The sequence below is a fragment of the Fibrobacter sp. UWH1 genome (genome assembly GCF_002210365.1).
Classification (GTDB): Bacteria; Fibrobacterota; Fibrobacteria; order Fibrobacterales; family Fibrobacteraceae; genus Fibrobacter.
The window spans coordinates 78817-98126 of sequence record NZ_MWQG01000011.1; the positions used below are offsets into that span (position 1 = coordinate 78817).

Below are 19310 nucleotides of genomic sequence, written 5' to 3' on the forward strand. Positions count from 1 at the left end.
TCCCTATGCGAATCAAGGCTCTGGATTCAATCCGTGGCATCCTGCTGCTGCAGATGACCCTGGATCACTTCGGAAAGCCCATTTCTCATTACCTATATCAGTGCTTCGGCTTCTTCAGTGCAGCCGAAGGCTTTTTTTTCTTATCGGGTTTTGTAGGCGCCTTGGCAGCCTTCAGCAAGTCTGCCAAGGATCCAAAGCAAACCTGGATGCGCTCCCGCGCATTCAAGATCTGGAAGTACCACAGCATTACGCTGGCAGCGGTCGCCATTGCCGCCTGCACCATCCTGACCCCGATCCGCGAATACTTCAGCAACTTCCCGGAACACCCGGTGCTAGTTAGCCTGTGGTCCATACCCATGGTGAACACGCCGGATTACCTTGACGTCCTGCCCCTTTACGTGGTCTTTCTGCTAATCGGTTCTACGCTGTTCCCCCAGATGATCCGAGGGAACATTCTCGCCATCTGGTGCGCAAGCGTCGCCCTCTGGATTGCGGGGCAGTACGGCCTGCGGGACACCCTCAACAGCCTGTTCCCCAGATGGATAAACCACGGCTTTTTCGACCCGCTTTGCTGGCAGTTCCTTTATGTGACGGGGGCGGCCATTGCCGCCTGCTGGAAACGTTCCCAGGTCTTTACCCCTACATTCTTCAAAAAATTTGACCGCCTTATCCCGCTATTATTCATTATCCTTGTCTTCCTGTTCCTCTGGAGGCACGAATATGTCCCCCTGCAGCAGCCCTCCAAGTTCTGGATAAGCAAGGCCGCAATCGGGCCGTTACGATTCGTCAACTTCATGGTGTTCGTCTCCCTGGTCAGCTGGATTGTCCGCCGCTTCCCCAGCGCACTGGACTTCAAGGTTACCAACGTCATCGGGCGCCACAGTCTAGACGTCTTTACGGCACACATCGTCCTGGTCTACATCTGGCTTGCCACCCCCGGCAGCATCCGTTACCACGAACCATGGAACATAGCCGCCCCCATTGCCGCATGCCTACTGCTGTGGCTCCTGGCAAAGATCCGAGAACCCCGCCAAAAATAAGGCGAACCATCAAGCGCCCCGCAAACAAGGCGAACGCAAATGCCCGCCACAAAAGCAAAGAGCCCCGGTTTTCACCGAGGCTCCTGTTGATTTTAAATCTGCTTCAGACTAAATCAGTCTTGGACTATTACTGACCGAGGTACTTGCGGCCGATACCGAATTCGTCCTTGTATTCGACGTAGTCAGGAACGAAGTCCTTAGCATAGGTGAAGGAGACGTTCACGGAGCACAGGAATTCGTTCATCAACTTACCCTTAGTGCCCTTCTTGATGGGCTGCTTCTTCTTTTCGATCTTTTCGTCGCCCTTCTTGCCAACGAGGACTTCAGCTTCGCACCAGCCACCGCTGACCTTAGCAATTGCTTCCTTACCGTCGGTAGAAACGACCTTGATCTTTTCGGGATCCAGTTCGGTGTTGTTACCGGTAGAGGCCCAGAACTGGAGCTCGCCGTTGAGAGAGCCCGGAGCCATCTTGATGGTGGGCAGAGCCATGACGTAGCCCCACTTGTCAACAAAGCGCTTGCCAGCAGCGTCGGCGATGTTTTCACCGAAGATCAGGAAGTAGCCACGAGTGGTCTTGCGGTTCTTGTTAAGAGCTGCCTTGACCTCTGCATTTTCGGGTGCGACGTATTCGAGGCGGAGCAGGCCGAATTCAGAAACCACCGGATCAGATTCATCCTTGATTTCGGGGAGAGCCTTGGCAACGACGGCGTTTTCTGCTTCGTTACGGAGGGTCTTTACAGAACCTTCGCCGACACCCTTGGACTTTGCATAGACCAGGGCGGTATCGATACGTGCAAAAGCGTTGATGATGGTGTTGAAGTCCACACCGTCCTGAGTAGCCTGCTGCTTACCGACAGTAGCCATCTTGGTGACGTATTCTTCAACAACTTCGGCGTTCTTGACTTCGGGCATGTTGACGCCAGCCTTGTCAAAGTAGCCGCTGATCAAATCGCTGTTAAGATCCTTCTTGGCTTCGATTTCTGCAGCACGGACCAGAGCGAGAGTGAAGTTATCGTAGAATTCGTCAGACACGCTACCCTTCTTCTTTGCTTCCAGGTAGGAGTTGATGGCGTTACGATAACGGCCTTCCTTAAGGTGTTCGTCACCACGCTTTTCGTTGGTTCCCTTGCAACCGACCATCGTAAAGGCGACGGCAGCAGCCAGAGAGGCAAGAAAGATCTTCTTCATTTTGTTTTCCTTCAGCCAATAGGGCTTTGTAAGTGTTTTATAAGCTTTTGCACCAAAAATTTGAATTTGGGCGTATACTTCTTAAAAATAATTAAATAAATTTATACCAACCTTTGGGTATAAGTAAAATTTTATTAGGAGTAATCTCTTAGGCATGAACATTCTTGTCGTAAGCCCGGAAGCAGGCAATTGGAGGCGCACGAGCCCCCTGGCAACCGCAGTCAACCGCATGACAGACGCATTCGCATGTGCCGGTGCCAAGGTTTTGACCTGCTCCCCGTTCTACAAGGAGCTGATGGTCGATGTAGATTCCTACAAGTGCATCTTTACAGGAACCGAAAAACTTCAGAACAAGCCCTACGAGATCTGGGTATCCGAAAAGGACCCCCTCCACACCTACATATACAACCAGGAATTTTTTGACAGACCCCACGTGTACGGCCCTCCCGACGAGCGCCCCTACACCGACAACCACCTGCGTTTCGCCTTTTTGGCCTCCGCAGCGCTAGCCTACGCCGAAGCCTCCAACTTCGCCTGCCAGGCCATCATGGGTCACGAATGGGGCGGCGCCCTTGCCGGCACCCTGGCAAGGACTCTGTACACCAGCTACGCCGCCGACATCCCCTTCTTCTTCAACATCCATAACATCACCTACGACTTCCACGTATCCTCCAGCGAAATCGAGAAGATCGGCCTCCCCCGCGAAGACTACAACATGGACGGCTACGAGTTCTGGGGCAAGGTGAGCCTGTTGAAGGCCGGCATCCTGTATGCCACCAAGGTATTGTTCCCCTCGCCGGGTTACCGCGACGCCATGCTGAACACCAACCTGCCCGGCGGTCTTAGCGGATTCCTGAACCGCAACGCCGACAAGCTGATTGGCGTGCAGTTCGGTGTAAGCTACCAGGTATGGGATTTCAACGACCAGGACTGCCTCCCCATCAAGGAAGCAAAGCGCAGAGCCAGGGCCAACCTGCAGCAGCAGTTGGGCATCGTCTTTAAAGACAAGATGGTTATCTACGTCCACCTGGATTCCGAAGCGGGCAACACTTCCGAGACCTTGGCCACCATCCTTTCGGACGTGGCACACCTCGACGTATTCCTTATCGTCGGAACTTCGTCCAGGAACAACGCCGACTGGAACTACTACAAGGAATTCGCCACGCAGTACCCCGACGTCATGTACCTGCTGGATTTGGATAAATTCATGGGTGACGCCACAAGGCTCCGCGACACGCTGGCCGGTTCCGACGTCCTGTTCGCCGCCAACCTGAGAGAACCCTCTTCTTCGATCATCTTGAAAGCCATGGCCGCGGGAACACTCCCCCTGACCGGACGCACCGTAGGCGTTTCTACCATGCTGACCACCTACAGCCTCGAGACTGCAGGCGAAGCCAACGCCTTCCTGGTTGACGACGCCAACGCACCCCACCAGATGCTGCGCTGCGTCAAGGACGCCGAGAACGTCTACAAGACCGAGACCGCCGACTGGGACAAGTGCGTCGTGAACGCCTACAGCGGATTCCACTACGAATGGTGCAGAACCATCTCCAAGTACCTGCTGATCCTTGGCGAACTTGGACTGCAGCCCAAGGCATAAAGAACAAATTCTTAAACGTAAAGCAGAAGTTTGTTTCCCGAGCAAAAGGGAAAGGAGTCTAGAGGGAGGGGAAAGCCCCTCCCTTTACATAAAAAAAAGACAGGCCATACGACCTGTCTTTTTTAGTGGAGCCTCTCGGGCTTGAACCGAGGACCGGCGGGTTATGAGTCCGCTGCTCTAACCAACTGAGCTAAAGCTCCGGTACGCCTTGCGACGTTGGGGTGTAATATAGTAAAAAAAATGGTTCTAGAAGAAACCGTGACGTAAATAAGTTCTTCTTTTGCAGACGAAAATTGCGGACAGCACACCCAATTAAAGAATTTTTAATAAACCAAACACTTAAACTAGAATTTTAATTTATATTTTAGGTTAATCAAAAAAAAGGAGAACATGAGGATATGAAATGCAAATCGTCTACGCCACTAAAGAGTTGGCAACATGCGCCGGCGACAAATCATTCGCGGTAAAAAAACTAGGCCAGCGTCGAGCGAACGTTTACTGGGCTAGACTTGAAACTCTTAAACAAGCTTGCGATTTGGGAGAATTAAAGAATATGCCCGGCCGTTTTCACGAACTGACAGGAAATCGCGCAGGGCAATGGGCTTGCGATTTGGACCACCCTTATAGGCTTATTTTCAAACCATTAATCAACAACGAAGGAAATATCGTCGGTTTAATTGTAGAGCAAACGGTCTCAATCATGGAAATTGTTGATTACCATAAGTAGGATTTTATATGAACGTATATCATTGTGGCGAACTTGCTGTAATTTTCCCTCCAGGACGCGATCTAGCAGAAAAAATTCAAGAAATGGGAATGGACGCAAACGACCTGGCCGCTCGCATGGGCTACACGCCCAAGGCGGTGAACGACATTTTACAAGGGAACGTCCGCATCGTCTCCGAAGTCGCATTTCTCTTGGAAATGGTGACCAACATTCCCTCCAGCTATTGGCTTCGTCGACAAGTCAGTTACGACGAATACCTCATTCGCGAAAAAGTCAAGGCAAGCCTCGGAAACCAGCCCCTTTGGAAAAAATCCTTCCCGGCAGAAGCATGCGCGAGAAACTGGATCGAAAAAGCTCCCGAGGGCAAATCCAAAACCGAAACCACCGCCAACGAAGTCCACACGCTACTAAAGTTTTTTGCAGTGGGAACCCCGCAGGCCTGGGACCGCTATTACAAGGACGCACGTCTAAAAGTCGCCTTCAGGATTTCCCTGGCAGAGGTGAAAGACCCTTACGCCATGTCCATGTGGATTCGCCGGGGAGAAATCCTTTCTGACGAAGACCCCATGGAACCGCAAGACCACAAGGCTGTTCGCAAGAAACTAAAGCAGCATCTTCCCGAAATTATTGATTTTGCAGCGGCAAACAAAGCCCTTCCCGAAAGCGCAAAGGACATTACCTACAACACTCCCGAAGCCGACGTAGTTGACGATTGCATGACCGGGCTTGCAGAGCTTTGCCGCAAAATCGGAATTCGCATTCTTTTTGTACAGAACTTCAAGACAGCACCCGTCCATGGAATGTACCGCTGGTACAAGGACGTCCCCACAATTCAGCTACACGACCGCTTCAAGAGCCGCGAAGCCATGTGGCACACGTTCTTCCATGAACTCGCCCACGTTCTATACCACGGCAAAAAAGGAATCTGTCTGCAAAATGTCGATATTACCCACCACCATCCCGAAAAGGAAGAAGAAGCCAACTGCTTTGCACAAAAATGCATGGCAGAGGCGGGATTTGTGGATGGCAAGGATTGATGGGGAGGATTGCGTTCAATTATCTTGAATAAGTAACAATTTTATGGTTGGCGGCTTTCCCTGCCAACCTTTTTCTTTTGCTTTTTATTTATATTCTCCTTGACATAGTTCTCCGCTGCGCAAGTGGCGAAGGACGCAGAATTTAACGTAGAGTTAGCTCTTATCCGCGAATCTGAAACCTAGACAATTTCAAAAATCGACAAAGGATAAGGCGAACACTCACGTCCAGAAATGGGCGTGGGTCGTTTGTGCTTATTGTCGAAAGGTTTTGTCTAGGACCTCAGATTCGATAGGTGCATTCGGTCCACGCTTTTTTTATTTGCATTAGCAAAGAGCGTGGCACAAAAATCACCTGCACAGGGCTAACCTCAAAAGAGGAGCCCACATGTTCGAACAGGTTTTCAAGAATATCGACGACATCCTTTGGAAAGAGGGTGGCTGCAGCAACGAATTGGATTACGTGGAACAGACTTCCTGGATCCTTTTCCTCAAGTACCTGGACAACCTGGAAAGCGAACGCGAAGACGAAGCGGCCCTCCGTGGCGAAGATTACGAGCGGATCATCGAAAAGAAATTCCGCTGGGAAACCTGGGCGGCACCCAAAACTTCCAAGGGTGAACCGGACCACAACAAGGCCATGACCGGCGACGACCTTATTGATTTCGTGAACGAAAAACTTTTCCCCTACCTGAAGAAGTTCAAGGAAAAGGCTTCCAGCGCAGCATCCCTGGAATACAAGATCGGTGAAATTTTCGGGGAACTGAAAAACAAGATTACCAGCGGCTACAACCTCCGTGAAATTCTCTGGTATGCCGACAAGCTCAGCTTCCAGAGCAGCGAAGAAAAGCACGAAATGAGCCACCTGTACGAAGACAAGATTCACCGTATGGGTAACGCAGGCCGAAACGGCGGCGAGTATTACACGCCCCGCCCCCTGATCCGAACCATCGTGAAAGTGGTGGACCCAAAAATTGGCGAAACGGTTTACGACGCCGCCTGCGGAAGCGCAGGGTTCCTTTGCGAAGCATACGCCTACATGAAGGAAAAGGTGAAGAACGTTTCCCAAAAGGAAACCTTGCAGACCAGCACATACTACGGCAAGGAAAAGAAGGGACTGGCCTACATCATCGGCATCATGAACATGATTCTCCATGGCGTAAGTGCGCCCAACATTCTGCACACCAACACCCTAACCGAGAACATGGCCGCGGTAGAAGAAAAGGACCGCAAGAATGTAATCCTGGCGAATCCGCCCTTCGGTGGCAAGGAACGCGCCGAAGTCCAGCAGAACTTTGAAATCAAGACCAGCGAAACCGCCTACCTGTTTATGCAGCACTTTATGAAGATGCTGAAAGCCGGCGGCAGGGCTGGCGTTGTCATCAAGAACACAGTGCTGAGCAATACGGACAACGCATCCATCGCCTTGCGTAAAAGTCTCCTTGAAAATTGCAACCTCCACACCATCCTGGATTTGCCCAGCGGCGTGTTTACCGGTGCCGGCGTAAAGACTGTGGTGCTGTTCTTTGAAAAGGGCAAGCCCACCGACAAGATTTGGTATTATCAGCCCAACTTCGGCAGAAACCTGGGCAAGACAAATCCCCTGAGTGAAGAGGACCTTGCTGAATTTGTCCAGCTGCAAAAGAAAAAGACCGACAGTGAAAATTCCTGGACCATCAAGGTCTCGGATTTGAATGAGAACTACGATCTTTCCGTAAAGAATCCCAATCGCAAAACCGAAGTGGAGCTCCGCGAACCTTCCGAGATCATCGACGAAATGCAACGCCTCAACAAGGAAAGTGAACAACTCCTGAAAGAACTCGTTAAAAGCGTGAAGTAGTTTGTCATCGTCATTCCCGGCTTGACCGGGAATCTAGCAATGCGAGTGTCATCCTGAGCGTAGCGAAGGATCTAGAACAAAAAGGTTTATATGAGTAAGAAGAATGTTGAATGGGAATGGAAGAAACTTGGGGATGTTTGCGAAGTAATTGCAGGTCAATCACCAAAAGGTTCTTCTTACAATAACAATGAAGAAGGAATGGAATTTCACCAAGGAAAGAAATCCTTCGGTAAGACCATTATTGAGTCTTCTGGTGTATGGACTTCAGAGATTACCAAAATCGCGAGCCCCGAAGACATTCTCATTTCGGTGAGAGCACCCGTTGGTCCCGTTAATTTCACCGATCGACAACTGTGTATTGGACGAGGTCTCGCTGCTATTAGAGCAAAGCATATTGATAAAAAATATCTGTATCTATTTCTCGTTTATAACGAATCAAATATGACAAGTAAAACCGGAGCAGTCTTTGATTCAATTAGCCGAAACGATATCATAAATTTTGAAATTCCCATTCCGCCGCTGGATGAGCAGGAGCGGATTGTCAAGGTTTTAGACGACGCCTTTGAAAAAATTGACACCATCAAAACCACCGTCGAAACCAACCTTCAAAACGCCAAAGACCTTTTCCAAACAACTCTAAAAAAACTTTTTCGCGAAATATCAAAAGATAATCACGAATTATTGAAAAATGTTGCAATAGACTTTTCTAGAGGCAAATCAAAGCATAGACCAAGAAACGACAAAAAACTTTTTGGCGGAAACTACCCTTTCATACAAACAGGCGACATTCGAAACTCCGGCAAATATCTCATCGAATACACTGATACATACAATGAGTTCGGCTTATCACAAAGTAAATTGTGGCCGAAAGGGACACTTTGCATTACTATTGCAGCGAATATTGCGGAAACCACAATTCTTACTATACCTTGTTGTTTTCCTGATAGCGTAATTGGCTTTATTCCAAATGAAAATCGAACAACTGTCGACTACGTTTTTTATGTACTTCAATTTTTTAAAAGTGAATTACAAATTCTAGGTAAAGGGGCTGCCCAAGATAATTTAAATCTTGCAACATTTGAAAAAATGACATTTCCGTTTCCACCCCTCCCCATCCAAAAGCAAATTGTCGCCAAGCTGGATTCCCTTTCCGAAAAAGTCAAACAACTAGAATCCAATTACAAGCAAATCCTCGCCAACTGCGACGAACTGAAGAAGGCTCTTCTCAAACAAGCGTTTGAAGGAATGCTCTAGATTGCCGCGTCGCTTTCGCTCCTCGCAATGACACTATAGGAAAGAACTTCTTGCATCAATTCATTTACTGAACACTAGCCACTAACCACTGCTTACTAGATTATGAACGAGTCCGATACCAGACGAAAGAAGATTGACCCGAAGCTGAAAGAAGCGGGTTGGGAAGTGATTCCGGAAAGTGAAATCTTTACGGAACAGTCTGCCTATGAAATCGCGCCGGGCCGCATAGCCAATCACGAGCGCAATCCCAAGAAAATCGACTATCTGCTGGTTTACAAGGGCATCAAAATCGCCATCGTCGAAGCCAAAAAAGACGAAGTGGATGTTAGCGAAGGCGTGGCCCAGGCCAAGGAATACGCCAAGCGCATGAGCATCCGCTTTACCTATTCCTGCAACGGGGACAAGATCTGGGCCATCGACATGAAAACAGGCAAGGAAGGTCTTGTCAATGCATTCCCATCTCCCGATGAACTATGGGCAACACAGTTCCCCGTCAACAATCCTCTCCGTGACAAGTTAAATGCAGTTCCGTTCAATCGCGACGGCGGCAAGTCACCCCGCTACTATCAGGAAAACGCAGTCAATGCCGTAATGGACGCCTTTTCCCGCAAGCAGGACCGCGTTCTCTTGACTCTTGCAACAGGAACCGGCAAAACCTATATCGCATTCCAAATCTGCTGGAAATTAACTCAGGCCCGCTGGAATGTTAGCGGCACAAGTCGCCAGCCTCGAATACTGTTTCTTTCCGACAGAAACATTCTTTCTAATCAGGCGTTGAACGATTTTGGACAATTCCCCGAAGATGCCATGTGCAGAATCACTCCCGAAAACATCCGCAAGGCAAAAGGCGATGTTTCCACAAGCCGCAGCATCTACTTCAGCATCTTCCAGACCTTCATGACAGAGCATAAGGGAAAAGCCTTATTCAAAGCCTATCCCGAAGACTTTTTTGACCTAGTGATTATCGACGAATGTCACCGTGGTGCAGCCAACGACGAAAGCCGCTGGCGAGGCATTCTTGAATATTTTCAGAAAGCTTACCATCTAGGCCTTACCGCCACACCGAAGCGAAAGGAAAACGCCAACACTTATAAATACTTCGGAAAGCCCGTCTATGAATATTCCTTGAAGCAGGGCATCGAAGATGGTTTCCTTACTCCATACCGCGTCCGCATTTCTAAATCAAACATCGACACATACGCCTATGACGAAGACGACGATGTGGAAAGTGGCGAAGTGGACCCCAACCGCATTTACAACGAAAATGATTTCTATCAGGGAAACATTGAAATCCGCGCCCGCGACGAACACCGCGTCAAGGAATTTCTGGATCAAATCGATCCCGACGAAAAGACAATCGTATTTGGCGCCACTCAGGCTCACGCCGCCATTCTGCGAGACTTAATCAATCAAAATTCCAAAAAGCCAAATGTCGATTACTGCAAGCGCGTCACCAGCGACGACGGCGACAAGGGCGAAAAGGATCTCAGGGCGTTCCAGGATAATGAAAAATTGCTGCCCACCATTCTCACCACGTCGCAGAAACTTTCTACAGGTGTTGACGCAAAGAATGTTCGCAACATCGTTTTGATGCGCCCGGTCAACAACATCATTGAATTCAAGCAAATTATTGGACGCGGCACCCGTCTATTTGATGGAAAGTACTTCTTTACCGTCTATGACTTTGTCGGTGCCAGCAAGAACTTTACCGACCCCGACTGGGACGGTGACCCGATTTGCGAAAAGTGCGGCAATTTTCCCTGCACATGCGGAAAACGCGGAGGCGGCAACAAGCCTCCCGTAAAGCCCAAGCCTTGTAAAGTATGCGGTAACTTGCCTTGCACCTGTCCAGTACAAGATCAGAAAAAGAAGAAGGTGGTTATTGAACTTTCGCCAGGCCATAAAATCCAGCTGACGACCGAATGGACAGAACGCTTCATGTTTGATGGCGAACTCATTACCATCGAGCAGTTCATTAAAATTCTCTTCGGTAAAATTCCAAGCTTTTTCAAGAACGAAAAAGACCTTCGCACAAAATGGTCCGACCCGAAAACTCGCGAAGAACTTTTGCAACGCCTCGCCGACGGAGGTTTCAGCAGAGAGCGCCTTCGCCAAGTGCAGACACTTACCGCCAACGAAAAATGCGATTTGCTAGATGTACTTGAATATATCGCATACCAAAGCACGCCAATGGAACGCGTCGCACGCGTCCAGCTGATGCACGACAGCATTATTCAGGAACTGACAGATAAGCAAATATCTTTCGTAGAATTTGTTTTGAAGCAATATGTGGAAAACGGAGTTGATTCGCTCGCTCTTAAACAGTTGCCAGAACTCGTCAAGCTCCAATACGGAACCGTAAAAGACGCTTGCAACAAAATGAACGTGGACGCAAAAACTCTAAACAGAATCTTTGTGGATTTCCAGAAAGTTCTGTATGCGTAAAAAATTTCCCGAAGATTCTCGCAGAACCTTCGGGATTTTTAATGAAACCGTTTGCAGTTCTTAAAACTGATTATTTCGATTGCTGCAACGAGCGGATTCGTTCTTCGGACAAGCCTGAATAACGAACAATTTCGTCCATAGGTTTACTATCAGACAGCATCTTGAGTGCCGTCTGGACAGCAACACGGTCTTCCGTCTTTTCCACAGCCTTTTCAACGGCTTCTTCGACTTCAGCGTCATGAATCGTCCTGTATGGCGGTCTTACGAAATCCATGTTGAATGCCTCCTTGAAGTTTTCCGAAATCCAGTAGCGAAAATATACATCCATAGACGTAAGTAAGTCAAGGGCCTCGTTTCCAGTCAATGACGTTTTAACCTTTTTTACCATCTGCGCCAGGAAATCGCTATGGTTCTCTGGATTACGTGCGTATTTCAGAGCACCAATGAACGCCCCCAGCCGGGGACTGAAATCATTCAGACACTTGTCATCGGGAACTGTCGAAACATCCAGAAAGACACACTTGAAGGGAAGCAGAATACTCTGCAACGCCTTGGGATAATCAGAATATGTTTCGTCAAGAGGATTCCAAGATTCTGTTCCGTTGTACAAAATAATTGCCACCGAGGGAATGCCTTTGTCCGCATTCTTTTTCAGCTTTTCTACCATCAAGTGATAGTGATACCTAATCAACTGATCTACGACACCATCATCAGGCCACGACTTGTGTTCCAGCAAGAATCCCACACAAACCTGGACAGGAATCTTCTTTTTAGACAGACATTCCTTCTTTACCTTGGCCAGAAACGCTAAGTCCGCATAGCCGTGACTTTTCGTATCACTATAGTCGCCAGGAATTCGTTCAAACGATTCTCGGTCCAGTAAATCAACAACAGACTTCAGTTCTTCATCACGAGTAGTCAAGTATTCCACAAATTCAAGAAATGTAGATACGTCAGATAAAACATCCCTACAGAAGGGATCATGTAACAATGAAATATTCATTATTTCCTCTGCGTCCAAAAAGAGCGCGTTAAATTTTATGTGGTAAAACAAGGCTTTGCCAAATGCGGCAAAACCAGAACATGCAAAAGTTTTAAGGATTCCTTTTGGTGCCCTACGTTACGTGTCCAGATAGCGCTTATCCAGGTACCCTGCGGCTTTGTGCAGTTTAAGAAACTGTGCCGCGAACAGCAAGCAGAGAATTATACGACCGGCTCGTAAGCCGGATGAGAATGACATAAATTTAAACAAACTGTTTTAACAAAGCAAGGGCCAGGAATCATTTATCAAAGCCTTACCCCAAGCACCACTTCCAAACGGGAACGACTTTAATTCCGTCATCCAGAACGGTTTCGGAATCCCAGGTAACGATTAGGCAGTCCTTGACTTTTATTTCATCGCGGGCAAGGCACAAGGCCGACAGTCCGCGATCCGATGTTTCGGATTTTTCCATGTTCCAGGCGACTTGGATTAGCTGCCGTGATTTTGAATTTTGGTCAGTCACCAAAAAGTCAACTTCGCCGCCAGATTTGTTGATGTAATACTCGATTTTATTGTTGCCGCGACGCAGGTGCATAAACACCAGGTTTTCAAGCAGCCAGCCTCGTTCCGCATCATTCTTTGGGGTCATGGCGCGAATGAGTCCGGTATCGACGATGTAGAACTTGTCTGGATTCGTGCGGCGAACAGCCAGAGAATCAGTCCTTATAGAAACCGGATAAATCAAGTATGCATTGACAAAATATTGCAGGTATTCAGAAATGCGTTCGCGATTGTCGGAAGCGCCTATGGCACGGAGCGCACCGGAGATGGCTCGTGTAGAAATTTTGCGGGCGTAGTTGTGGATGATGTAATCCAAAGTATCGCGCAAAGCCTGAGTGCTTGAAATTTCATGGCGTTCAATCACATCGCGATAAACTACGGCATTCACATATTCCTGAAGCAGTTTGTTGCGGATTCGCAAATCTTCGCCTTGAATATCGGGGAAGCCGCCTTCTTCAAGATAACGGATCATGGCGTTTCGCAGCAAGCCCGCCGTTCTCGGAGAAAACGGTGCCTGCGGTACAGTCTTTACAAGACCATTAAAAGTCAGAAATTCCGAAAAAGAAAGCGGGAAAATCTCAACATCGAGAGAACGGCCTCGCAACTGCGTGGCAACTTCTGATGAAAGAAGTTTCGCAGAAGACCCTGTCAGGCAAAGCTGAACGCGATTGGAATCTACCAACCGACGGGCAAACAATTCCCAGCCTTCAACATCCTGGAGTTCATCCAGAAAATACCAACATTTTTCCTTTGCGGCCTCGGGGTACATGGCTGCATGAATTTCCCCAACGAGCTTCAAGTCGTTTGCCGAAACACCTCGCAAGCGCTCATCGTCAAAGTTGATATAAACAATCCGTTCTAATGGAATACCATCGCTAAGCAATTCCTGTATTCGATGAAACGCCACATAGGTCTTGCCCACACGACGCATGCCGATAATGGAGGTCGCATTACGCGCCTTTTCGTAGTATTCAACAACACGGGGGTGAATTTTTTCGGGAAGGCCTTCCTCGTAAAATTCACGCATAATTTCGGCAATTGCATTCTTCATAGCTTGCAATATACATAATTTTCAATTGCGTTGCAAAATTGGCTCAAATAACAGGCCAATTTTAAGCAATATTGGCCTAAAAAATAAGCCAATTTTAAAACCAGTAATTTCATCTCCTAAATTCAGGCAATTTTTACCCCATCTTTACTCCCATTTCTAAAGACTCCTCCCCCGCTTTCTATATTTACTAGCACTTATTTTTCTTCAGGGGTCGCCGCCCCTGCACGTTCATTTTTTCAAAAAGGAAAAACAAAAAAATGGCAAGAGCTCTGATTATCGGTTGTGGCGCCGTTGCCACCGTCGCTATCAAGAAGTGCTGCACCGTCAGCGAAGTTTTCTCTGAAATCTGCATTGCAAGCCGCCATCGCGAAAACTGCGAAAAGCTGGCCGAACAGATTCGTCCGAACTCCAAGACGGTGATTACCACCGCTGCCGTTGACGCCGACAAGGCCGAAAACGTGGTGAAGCTGATCAAGGAATACAAGCCTGATCTGGTGATGAACATCGCACTCCCCTACCAGGATCTTGCCATCATGGACGCATGTCTTGAATGCGGCGTGAACTACATGGATACCGCCAACTACGAACCGGAAAACATCGACGATCCGGAATGGCGCAAGGTTTACGACAAGCGCTGCAAGGAAGCAGGCTTTAGCGCCTACTTCGATTACAGCTGGCAGTGGGCATACGCCAAGAAGTTTGAAGAAAAGGGCCTTACCGCACTTCTCGGTTCTGGCTTTGACCCGGGTGTTACCCAGGCTTACTGCGCCTACGCCCTGAAGCACCAGTTCGACACTATCGAAGAAATCGATATCCTGGATTGCAACGGCGGTGATCACGGCTACAAGTTCGCCACCAACTTCAACCCGGAAATCAACCTCCGCGAAGTTTCCGCTCCGGGCAGCTACTGGGACACCGACGCTAACGGCAAGGGCCACTGGGTTGAAATTCCGGCCATGAGCATCAAGCGCGAATACAACTTCAAGGAAGTGGGCCAGAAGGACATGTACCTCCTGCACCACGAAGAAATTGAATCTCTGGCAAAGAACATTCCGGGCGTGAAGCGCATCCGCTTCTTCATGACTTTCGGCCAGAGCTACCTGGACCACATGCGCTGCCTGGAAGACGTGGGCATGCTGCGTACCGATCCTATCATGTTCAACGGTCAGGAAATCGTTCCTATCCAGTTCCTGAAGGCACTCCTTCCGGATCCGGCAAGCCTCGGCCCCCGCACTGTGGGCAAGACCAACATCGGCTGTATTTTCAAGGGCACCAAGGACGGCAAGCCCAAGACTTACTACCTGTTCAACGTTTGCGACCACCAGGAATGCTACAAGGAACTGGGCAGCCAGGCAATCGCCTACACCACCGGCGTTCCCGCTATGTGCGGCGCACTCATGATGCTCACCGGCAAGTGGACTACCCCGGGTGTTCATACTGTTGAAGAATTCGATCCGGATCCGTACATGGACGCACTGAACAAGTACGGCCTCCCCTGGCAGGAAGACTTCAACCCGGTTCTCGTTGATTAGGTATGAGGTATGAGGACGCGGGCGACGCCCGCTCTCAGGTATGAGGTATAATTAGGCGCCAAAGGCGCGATTATCTAACTGAAAGGGAGCGAAGCTCCCGACCTCAAAGAGAGCGAAGCGAACGACCTCAAACCTCAAACCTCAAAATCCAAAGGATTTTGATCATGAAGAAATGGCGTATCGACGACTCACGCGATTTGTACAACGTTCGCGGTTGGGGCGTCAACTATTTTGACATCAACGACAAGGGCCACGCAACTGTTTCTCCCATGAAGGACAAGGGCTGCGAAATTGACCTTTACGAGCTGGTACAGGAACTGTCCATCCGTGACGTTTCCACTCCCATGCTCCTGCGTTTCCCCGACATTCTGGACAGCCGTATCGAAAAGCTGAACGAATGCTTCAACAACGCCCGCAAGGAATACGGCTTCGAAGGCACCTACTACGGCATGTTCCCCATCAAGGTGAACCAGCAGCGCGCCGTGCTGGAAGAAGTTGTTCGTCATGGCAAGAAGTACAACATCGGTCTTGAAGCAGGTTCCAAGCCAGAACTCCACGCCGTGCTTGCCAATATGGATAATCCGGACGCACTGATTATCTGTAACGGTTACAAGGACGAAGACTTTATCGAACTGGCTCTCCTTGCGCAGAAGATGGGCAAGAAGATCTTTATCGTGGTCGAAAAGATGAACGAGCTCCACCTGGTGGTGGAACTGTCCCGTCGCATCGGCATCCGCCCCAACATCGGTGTCCGCATCAAGCTGGCAAGCTCCGGCAGCGGCAAGTGGGAAGAATCCGGTGGTTACCACAGCAAGTTTGGTCTCAACAGTTCTGAACTCCTGGAAGCCTTGGACTACATCAAGGAAGAAGGAATGGAAGACTGCCTGAAGCTGATCCATTTCCACCTGGGTAGCCAGATTACCAACATTCGCCACATCAAGAGCGGCCTGCGTGAAGTCTCCCAGTTCTACGTGCAGATTCGCAAGATGGGTATGGGCCTTGAATTCGTGGACGTTGGTGGCGGTCTCGGCGTAGACTACGATGGCACTCGCAGTTCCAACGCCAGCTCCGTGAACTACTCCATCCAGGAATACGCCAACGACGTGGTGTACGCCCTGTACGAAGCCTGCCAGGAAGCAAAGCTGCCTCACCCCAACGTGATTGCAGAATCTGGCCGAGCCCTTACAGCACACCACTCCATTCTGGTGTTCAACATTCTGGAAACTGCAGGTCAGGCCTTCTTCAACGAAGAAGAACATGAAATCGGTGACGACGCTCCCGACGCACTGAAGGACCTGTACAGCATCTATAAGGGTCTTACTCCCAAGAACCTGCTGGAAAGCTGGCACGACGCCATGCAGCTGAACGATGACGTTCTGAACGGCTTCAAGGTGGGCGACTACGACTTGCCTACCCGCGCCATGAGCGAACGACTGTTCTGGAGCATCGCCCGCGAAGTGAACCAGATCGCAAGCGAACTGCGCCATGCTCCGTACGAACTGGCAGAACTCCCCCGCCTGCTGGCCGAAAAGTACTTCGGCAACTTCAGCTTGTTCCAGAGCCTGCCCGACAGCTGGGCTATCGACCAGATTTTCCCGGTGATGCCCATCCAGCGCCTGAACGAAGAACCTACTGTCGAAACCACCATCCAGGACGTGACTTGCGACTCTGATGGTAAGATCGGCATGTTCGTTCGCGGTGGTGACGTGGCCCGCACTCTTCCCCTGCATAAGCTGAAGAAGGACGATCCCTATTACATCGCCGTTTACCTCGTCGGTGCCTACCAGGAAATTCTCGGCGACATGCACAACCTCTTCGGCGACACCAACGCCGTCCACATTGTCTGCGACAACAAGGGCGGCTACGAGATCGACAAGATCATCGACGGCGAATCTGTTGAAGATGTGCTGGACTACGTGAACTTCAGCGACAAGGCCCTGGTGAAGACCATGGAAAACTGGGTGACCGGTTCCGTGAAGGAAGGCAAGATCTCTGTGAAGGAAGGCAAGGAATTCCTGAACATCTACCGTTCCGGCCTTTACGGCTACACCTACCTGGAATAGTGAACCGTTAAATAGTTCCACGTTAGACTATAAGAAGCCCCGTCTTGTGACGAGGCTTTCTTTTTTTTCGGGGCCCAAACTTTTATATTTGGGTAGATGCTTCAGTTCATCAAAAAGACTTTTATCCACGAGACATTCGAAAGCGTGACCTTCTGGGGCGTGCTGTTTTTTTGTTTTATGGCCTCCATCGCTTCAGCCATCTTTACGGCCATGGAAGACCTGGGTAAAGTCGCCGCCATCTACACAGCCTTCATCACCTTCTACTTCGTGATCCTGGCCATCGTGGCCCAGATGACCAAGAAACACCAGGCCTGCTATTCGGCCATGTGCTTCGCCCTGAACACCCTGATTCTGCCGCCCATGTTCTTTATCTGCGGCGGCCTGAACAGCGGCATGCCCTTTTACTGTATTACCAGTCTGCTGATCACGTCGCTGATTTCAAATTTCAGGACCCGTGTAATCATGGCCATTTATTCCCTGATTCTCTACACGTCCATACTGTTCTACGACTGGTACAATCCTGAACTTTCGCCGCCCCTGGAACCCTTCGACACCATCCTGGATCAGGTGGTCTCCTTCGTTTTCATGGCCCTGCTGATTTTTACCACGGTGTCTTACCTGCTGAAGGCGTACCACCTGGAACGCCAGAAGAAAGACGAAGTCATCGCCAAGCTGGATTACCTTTCGACCCACGACCCCCTTACCGGGCTTTACAACCGACGCATCTTTATCGAGCGCATCCGCAACCAGGTGCTCTCTAGCCCTGCCGGATATTATCTGCTCATGTTCGACATCGATTACTTCAAGCAGATCAATGACACTTACGGCCACCTGTTCGGCGACCAGGTTCTCGAAAGCATCGGCCAGCTGGCCAAGAACATTTGCAACAGAGAAGGCGAAATGGCAGTGCGCTACGGCGGCGAAGAATTCATCTTGCTGATTTGCGAAGACAACTACACCAGCGCCATGGCCAAGGCCGAAGATTTCCGCAAGAGGGTATCGGCCATAAAGTTCGAAGACCAGCCCAACGTAAGCATCAACATCAGCGGCGGCTTTATCGACTGCTATAACCCGAACTTTACCAACTACGACAAGATACTGACCGTCGTAGACGAACGACTCTACACGGCAAAGTCTAACGGACGCAATCAGATTATCGGTAAATACTAGAATGATCCACGAAATCGCCCCCCACGTTCTCGACAACCAGTTTAAGATCCAGGATCCGAAAGCAGACGATTACTGCATACTTTATAACGGAAGCAAGAGCCTTCTGAAAAAGACCGCCTCGGGCTACGCCATTCCCACCGTCAGCGAGATTCCCGATTTCGAGGGACATTACCTGCTGAACATCGACGGTCGCGCCTACTTTACGCAGCAGGTGGCCGAAGACTACGAAGCCCCCGAAGGCTTCGAGTTCATGGGCAACCGCAGCTTTAGAACCATGAGCCCCCTGGAACGCATGGGTGGCGCCACGGCAGCCCACATCGCCCACTGGGAATCCCTGAACAAGTTCTGCGGCAAGTGCGGCAACGTCACCATCCGCGGCGACAGGGAACGCAGCATTATCTGCCCCAAGTGCGGCAACACGGTTTACCCGCGAATCTCGCCGGTGGTTATCGTTGCGGTCCGTAACGGCGACAAGCTGTTGATGGCCCACAACATCGACAATCCCAACCCCAGACTGTTCCTGATCTCTGGCTTTGTAGAAATCGGCGAATCCCTGGAGCAGGCCGCCCACCGCGAAGTCATGGAAGAGGCAGGCGTCAAAATCAAGAACCTGAAGTACTTTGGAAGTCAGCCCTGGCCCTTCAGCGATTCGCTGATCGCCGGCTGGACCGCAGAACTAGATGGCGACGATACCATCCACATGCAGGCCGAAGAACTTTCAGAAGCCATGTGGGTCAAGAGAGAAGACATCCCCCCTTACGAGACAGACGTAAGCATCAGCTGTTGCCTCATCGAAGATTTCCGCAACAACCCCTAGAGCAA

The 19310-nt window shown here is 49.7% G+C and carries 14 protein-coding genes and 1 tRNA gene; 11 read left to right on the forward strand and 4 right to left on the reverse strand.

Annotated elements, in window-relative coordinates:
- Positions 1–5: 5 nt before the first annotated feature.
- Entirely contained in the window at positions 6–1040 is a 1035-nt protein-coding gene (opgC, locus tag B7992_RS07040; protein WP_088665893.1) for an OpgC domain-containing protein, read from the forward strand.
- A 127-nt stretch (positions 1041–1167) separates the two neighbouring features.
- On the opposite strand, the gene B7992_RS07045 is transcribed toward opgC, so the two are convergent.
- Positions 1168–2229, reverse strand: coding sequence for a hypothetical protein (locus B7992_RS07045; protein ID WP_073159525.1), 1062 nt, complete (start codon positions 2227–2229; stop codon positions 1168–1170).
- A gap of 154 nt (positions 2230–2383) precedes the next feature.
- Here B7992_RS07045 and B7992_RS07050 point away from each other — a divergent pair, with 154 nt between their 5' ends.
- Complete coding sequence (locus tag B7992_RS07050) at positions 2384–3829, forward strand: glycogen synthase (RefSeq protein ID WP_073286114.1); 1446 nt, start codon at positions 2384–2386, stop codon at positions 3827–3829.
- 126 nt (positions 3830–3955) lie between these two features.
- Here the strand turns inward: B7992_RS07050 and B7992_RS07055 are convergent.
- Positions 3956–4029, reverse strand: a tRNA-Ile gene (locus B7992_RS07055).
- A 203-nt stretch (positions 4030–4232) separates the two neighbouring features.
- Between B7992_RS07055 and B7992_RS07060 the strand changes: the two genes are divergently transcribed.
- The 5 genes from B7992_RS07060 (at position 4233) to hsdR (ending at position 11129) form a co-directional block, all read left to right on the forward strand.
- Positions 4233–4556 carry a type II toxin-antitoxin system RelE/ParE family toxin gene (locus tag B7992_RS07060; protein ID WP_073159521.1) on the forward strand — a complete coding sequence of 108 codons (324 nt, stop codon included), beginning with the start codon at positions 4233–4235 and terminating at the stop codon, positions 4554–4556.
- 8 nt (positions 4557–4564) lie between these two features.
- A complete protein-coding gene (locus B7992_RS07065; RefSeq protein WP_088665894.1) occupies positions 4565–5593 on the forward strand; it encodes an ImmA/IrrE family metallo-endopeptidase in 1029 nt (342 codons plus the stop codon).
- 385 nt (positions 5594–5978) lie between these two features.
- Complete coding sequence (locus tag B7992_RS07070; protein ID WP_088665895.1) at positions 5979–7430, forward strand: type I restriction-modification system subunit M; 1452 nt, start codon at positions 5979–5981, stop codon at positions 7428–7430.
- A 90-nt stretch (positions 7431–7520) separates the two neighbouring features.
- Positions 7521–8684, forward strand: coding sequence for a restriction endonuclease subunit S (locus B7992_RS07075; protein WP_088665896.1), 1164 nt, complete (start codon positions 7521–7523; stop codon positions 8682–8684).
- 102 nt (positions 8685–8786) lie between these two features.
- Entirely contained in the window at positions 8787–11129 is a 2343-nt protein-coding gene (gene hsdR / locus B7992_RS07080) for an EcoAI/FtnUII family type I restriction enzme subunit R (RefSeq protein ID WP_073286103.1), read from the forward strand.
- 70 nt (positions 11130–11199) lie between these two features.
- Here hsdR and B7992_RS07085 read toward each other — a convergent pair whose 3' ends face one another.
- Positions 11200–12132 carry an Rpn family recombination-promoting nuclease/putative transposase gene (locus B7992_RS07085; RefSeq protein WP_073286101.1) on the reverse strand — a complete coding sequence of 311 codons (933 nt, stop codon included), beginning with the start codon at positions 12130–12132 and terminating at the stop codon, positions 11200–11202.
- Between the two features lie 292 nt (positions 12133–12424).
- Complete coding sequence (locus B7992_RS07090; RefSeq protein ID WP_088665897.1) at positions 12425–13723, reverse strand: ATP-binding protein; 1299 nt, start codon at positions 13721–13723, stop codon at positions 12425–12427.
- A gap of 257 nt (positions 13724–13980) precedes the next feature.
- On the opposite strand from B7992_RS07090, the gene B7992_RS07095 reads away from it, so the two are divergent.
- The 4 genes from B7992_RS07095 (at position 13981) to nudC (ending at position 19305) form a co-directional block, all read left to right on the forward strand.
- On the forward strand, positions 13981–15255 hold the full coding sequence (locus B7992_RS07095) for a saccharopine dehydrogenase family protein (protein ID WP_073159501.1): 1275 nt from the start codon (positions 13981–13983) through the stop codon (positions 15253–15255).
- Positions 15256–15419: 164 nt separating this feature from the next.
- Positions 15420–17318, forward strand: a complete 1899-nt coding sequence (gene speA / locus B7992_RS07100; protein WP_073159499.1) for a biosynthetic arginine decarboxylase — start codon at positions 15420–15422, stop codon at positions 17316–17318.
- Positions 17319–17414: 96 nt separating this feature from the next.
- A complete protein-coding gene (locus B7992_RS07105; RefSeq protein WP_073286096.1) occupies positions 17415–18488 on the forward strand; it encodes a GGDEF domain-containing protein in 1074 nt (357 codons plus the stop codon).
- 1 nt (position 18489) lies between these two features.
- Complete coding sequence (gene nudC, locus B7992_RS07110; protein WP_073159495.1) at positions 18490–19305, forward strand: NAD(+) diphosphatase; 816 nt, start codon at positions 18490–18492, stop codon at positions 19303–19305.
- Positions 19306–19310 lie beyond the last annotated feature (5 nt).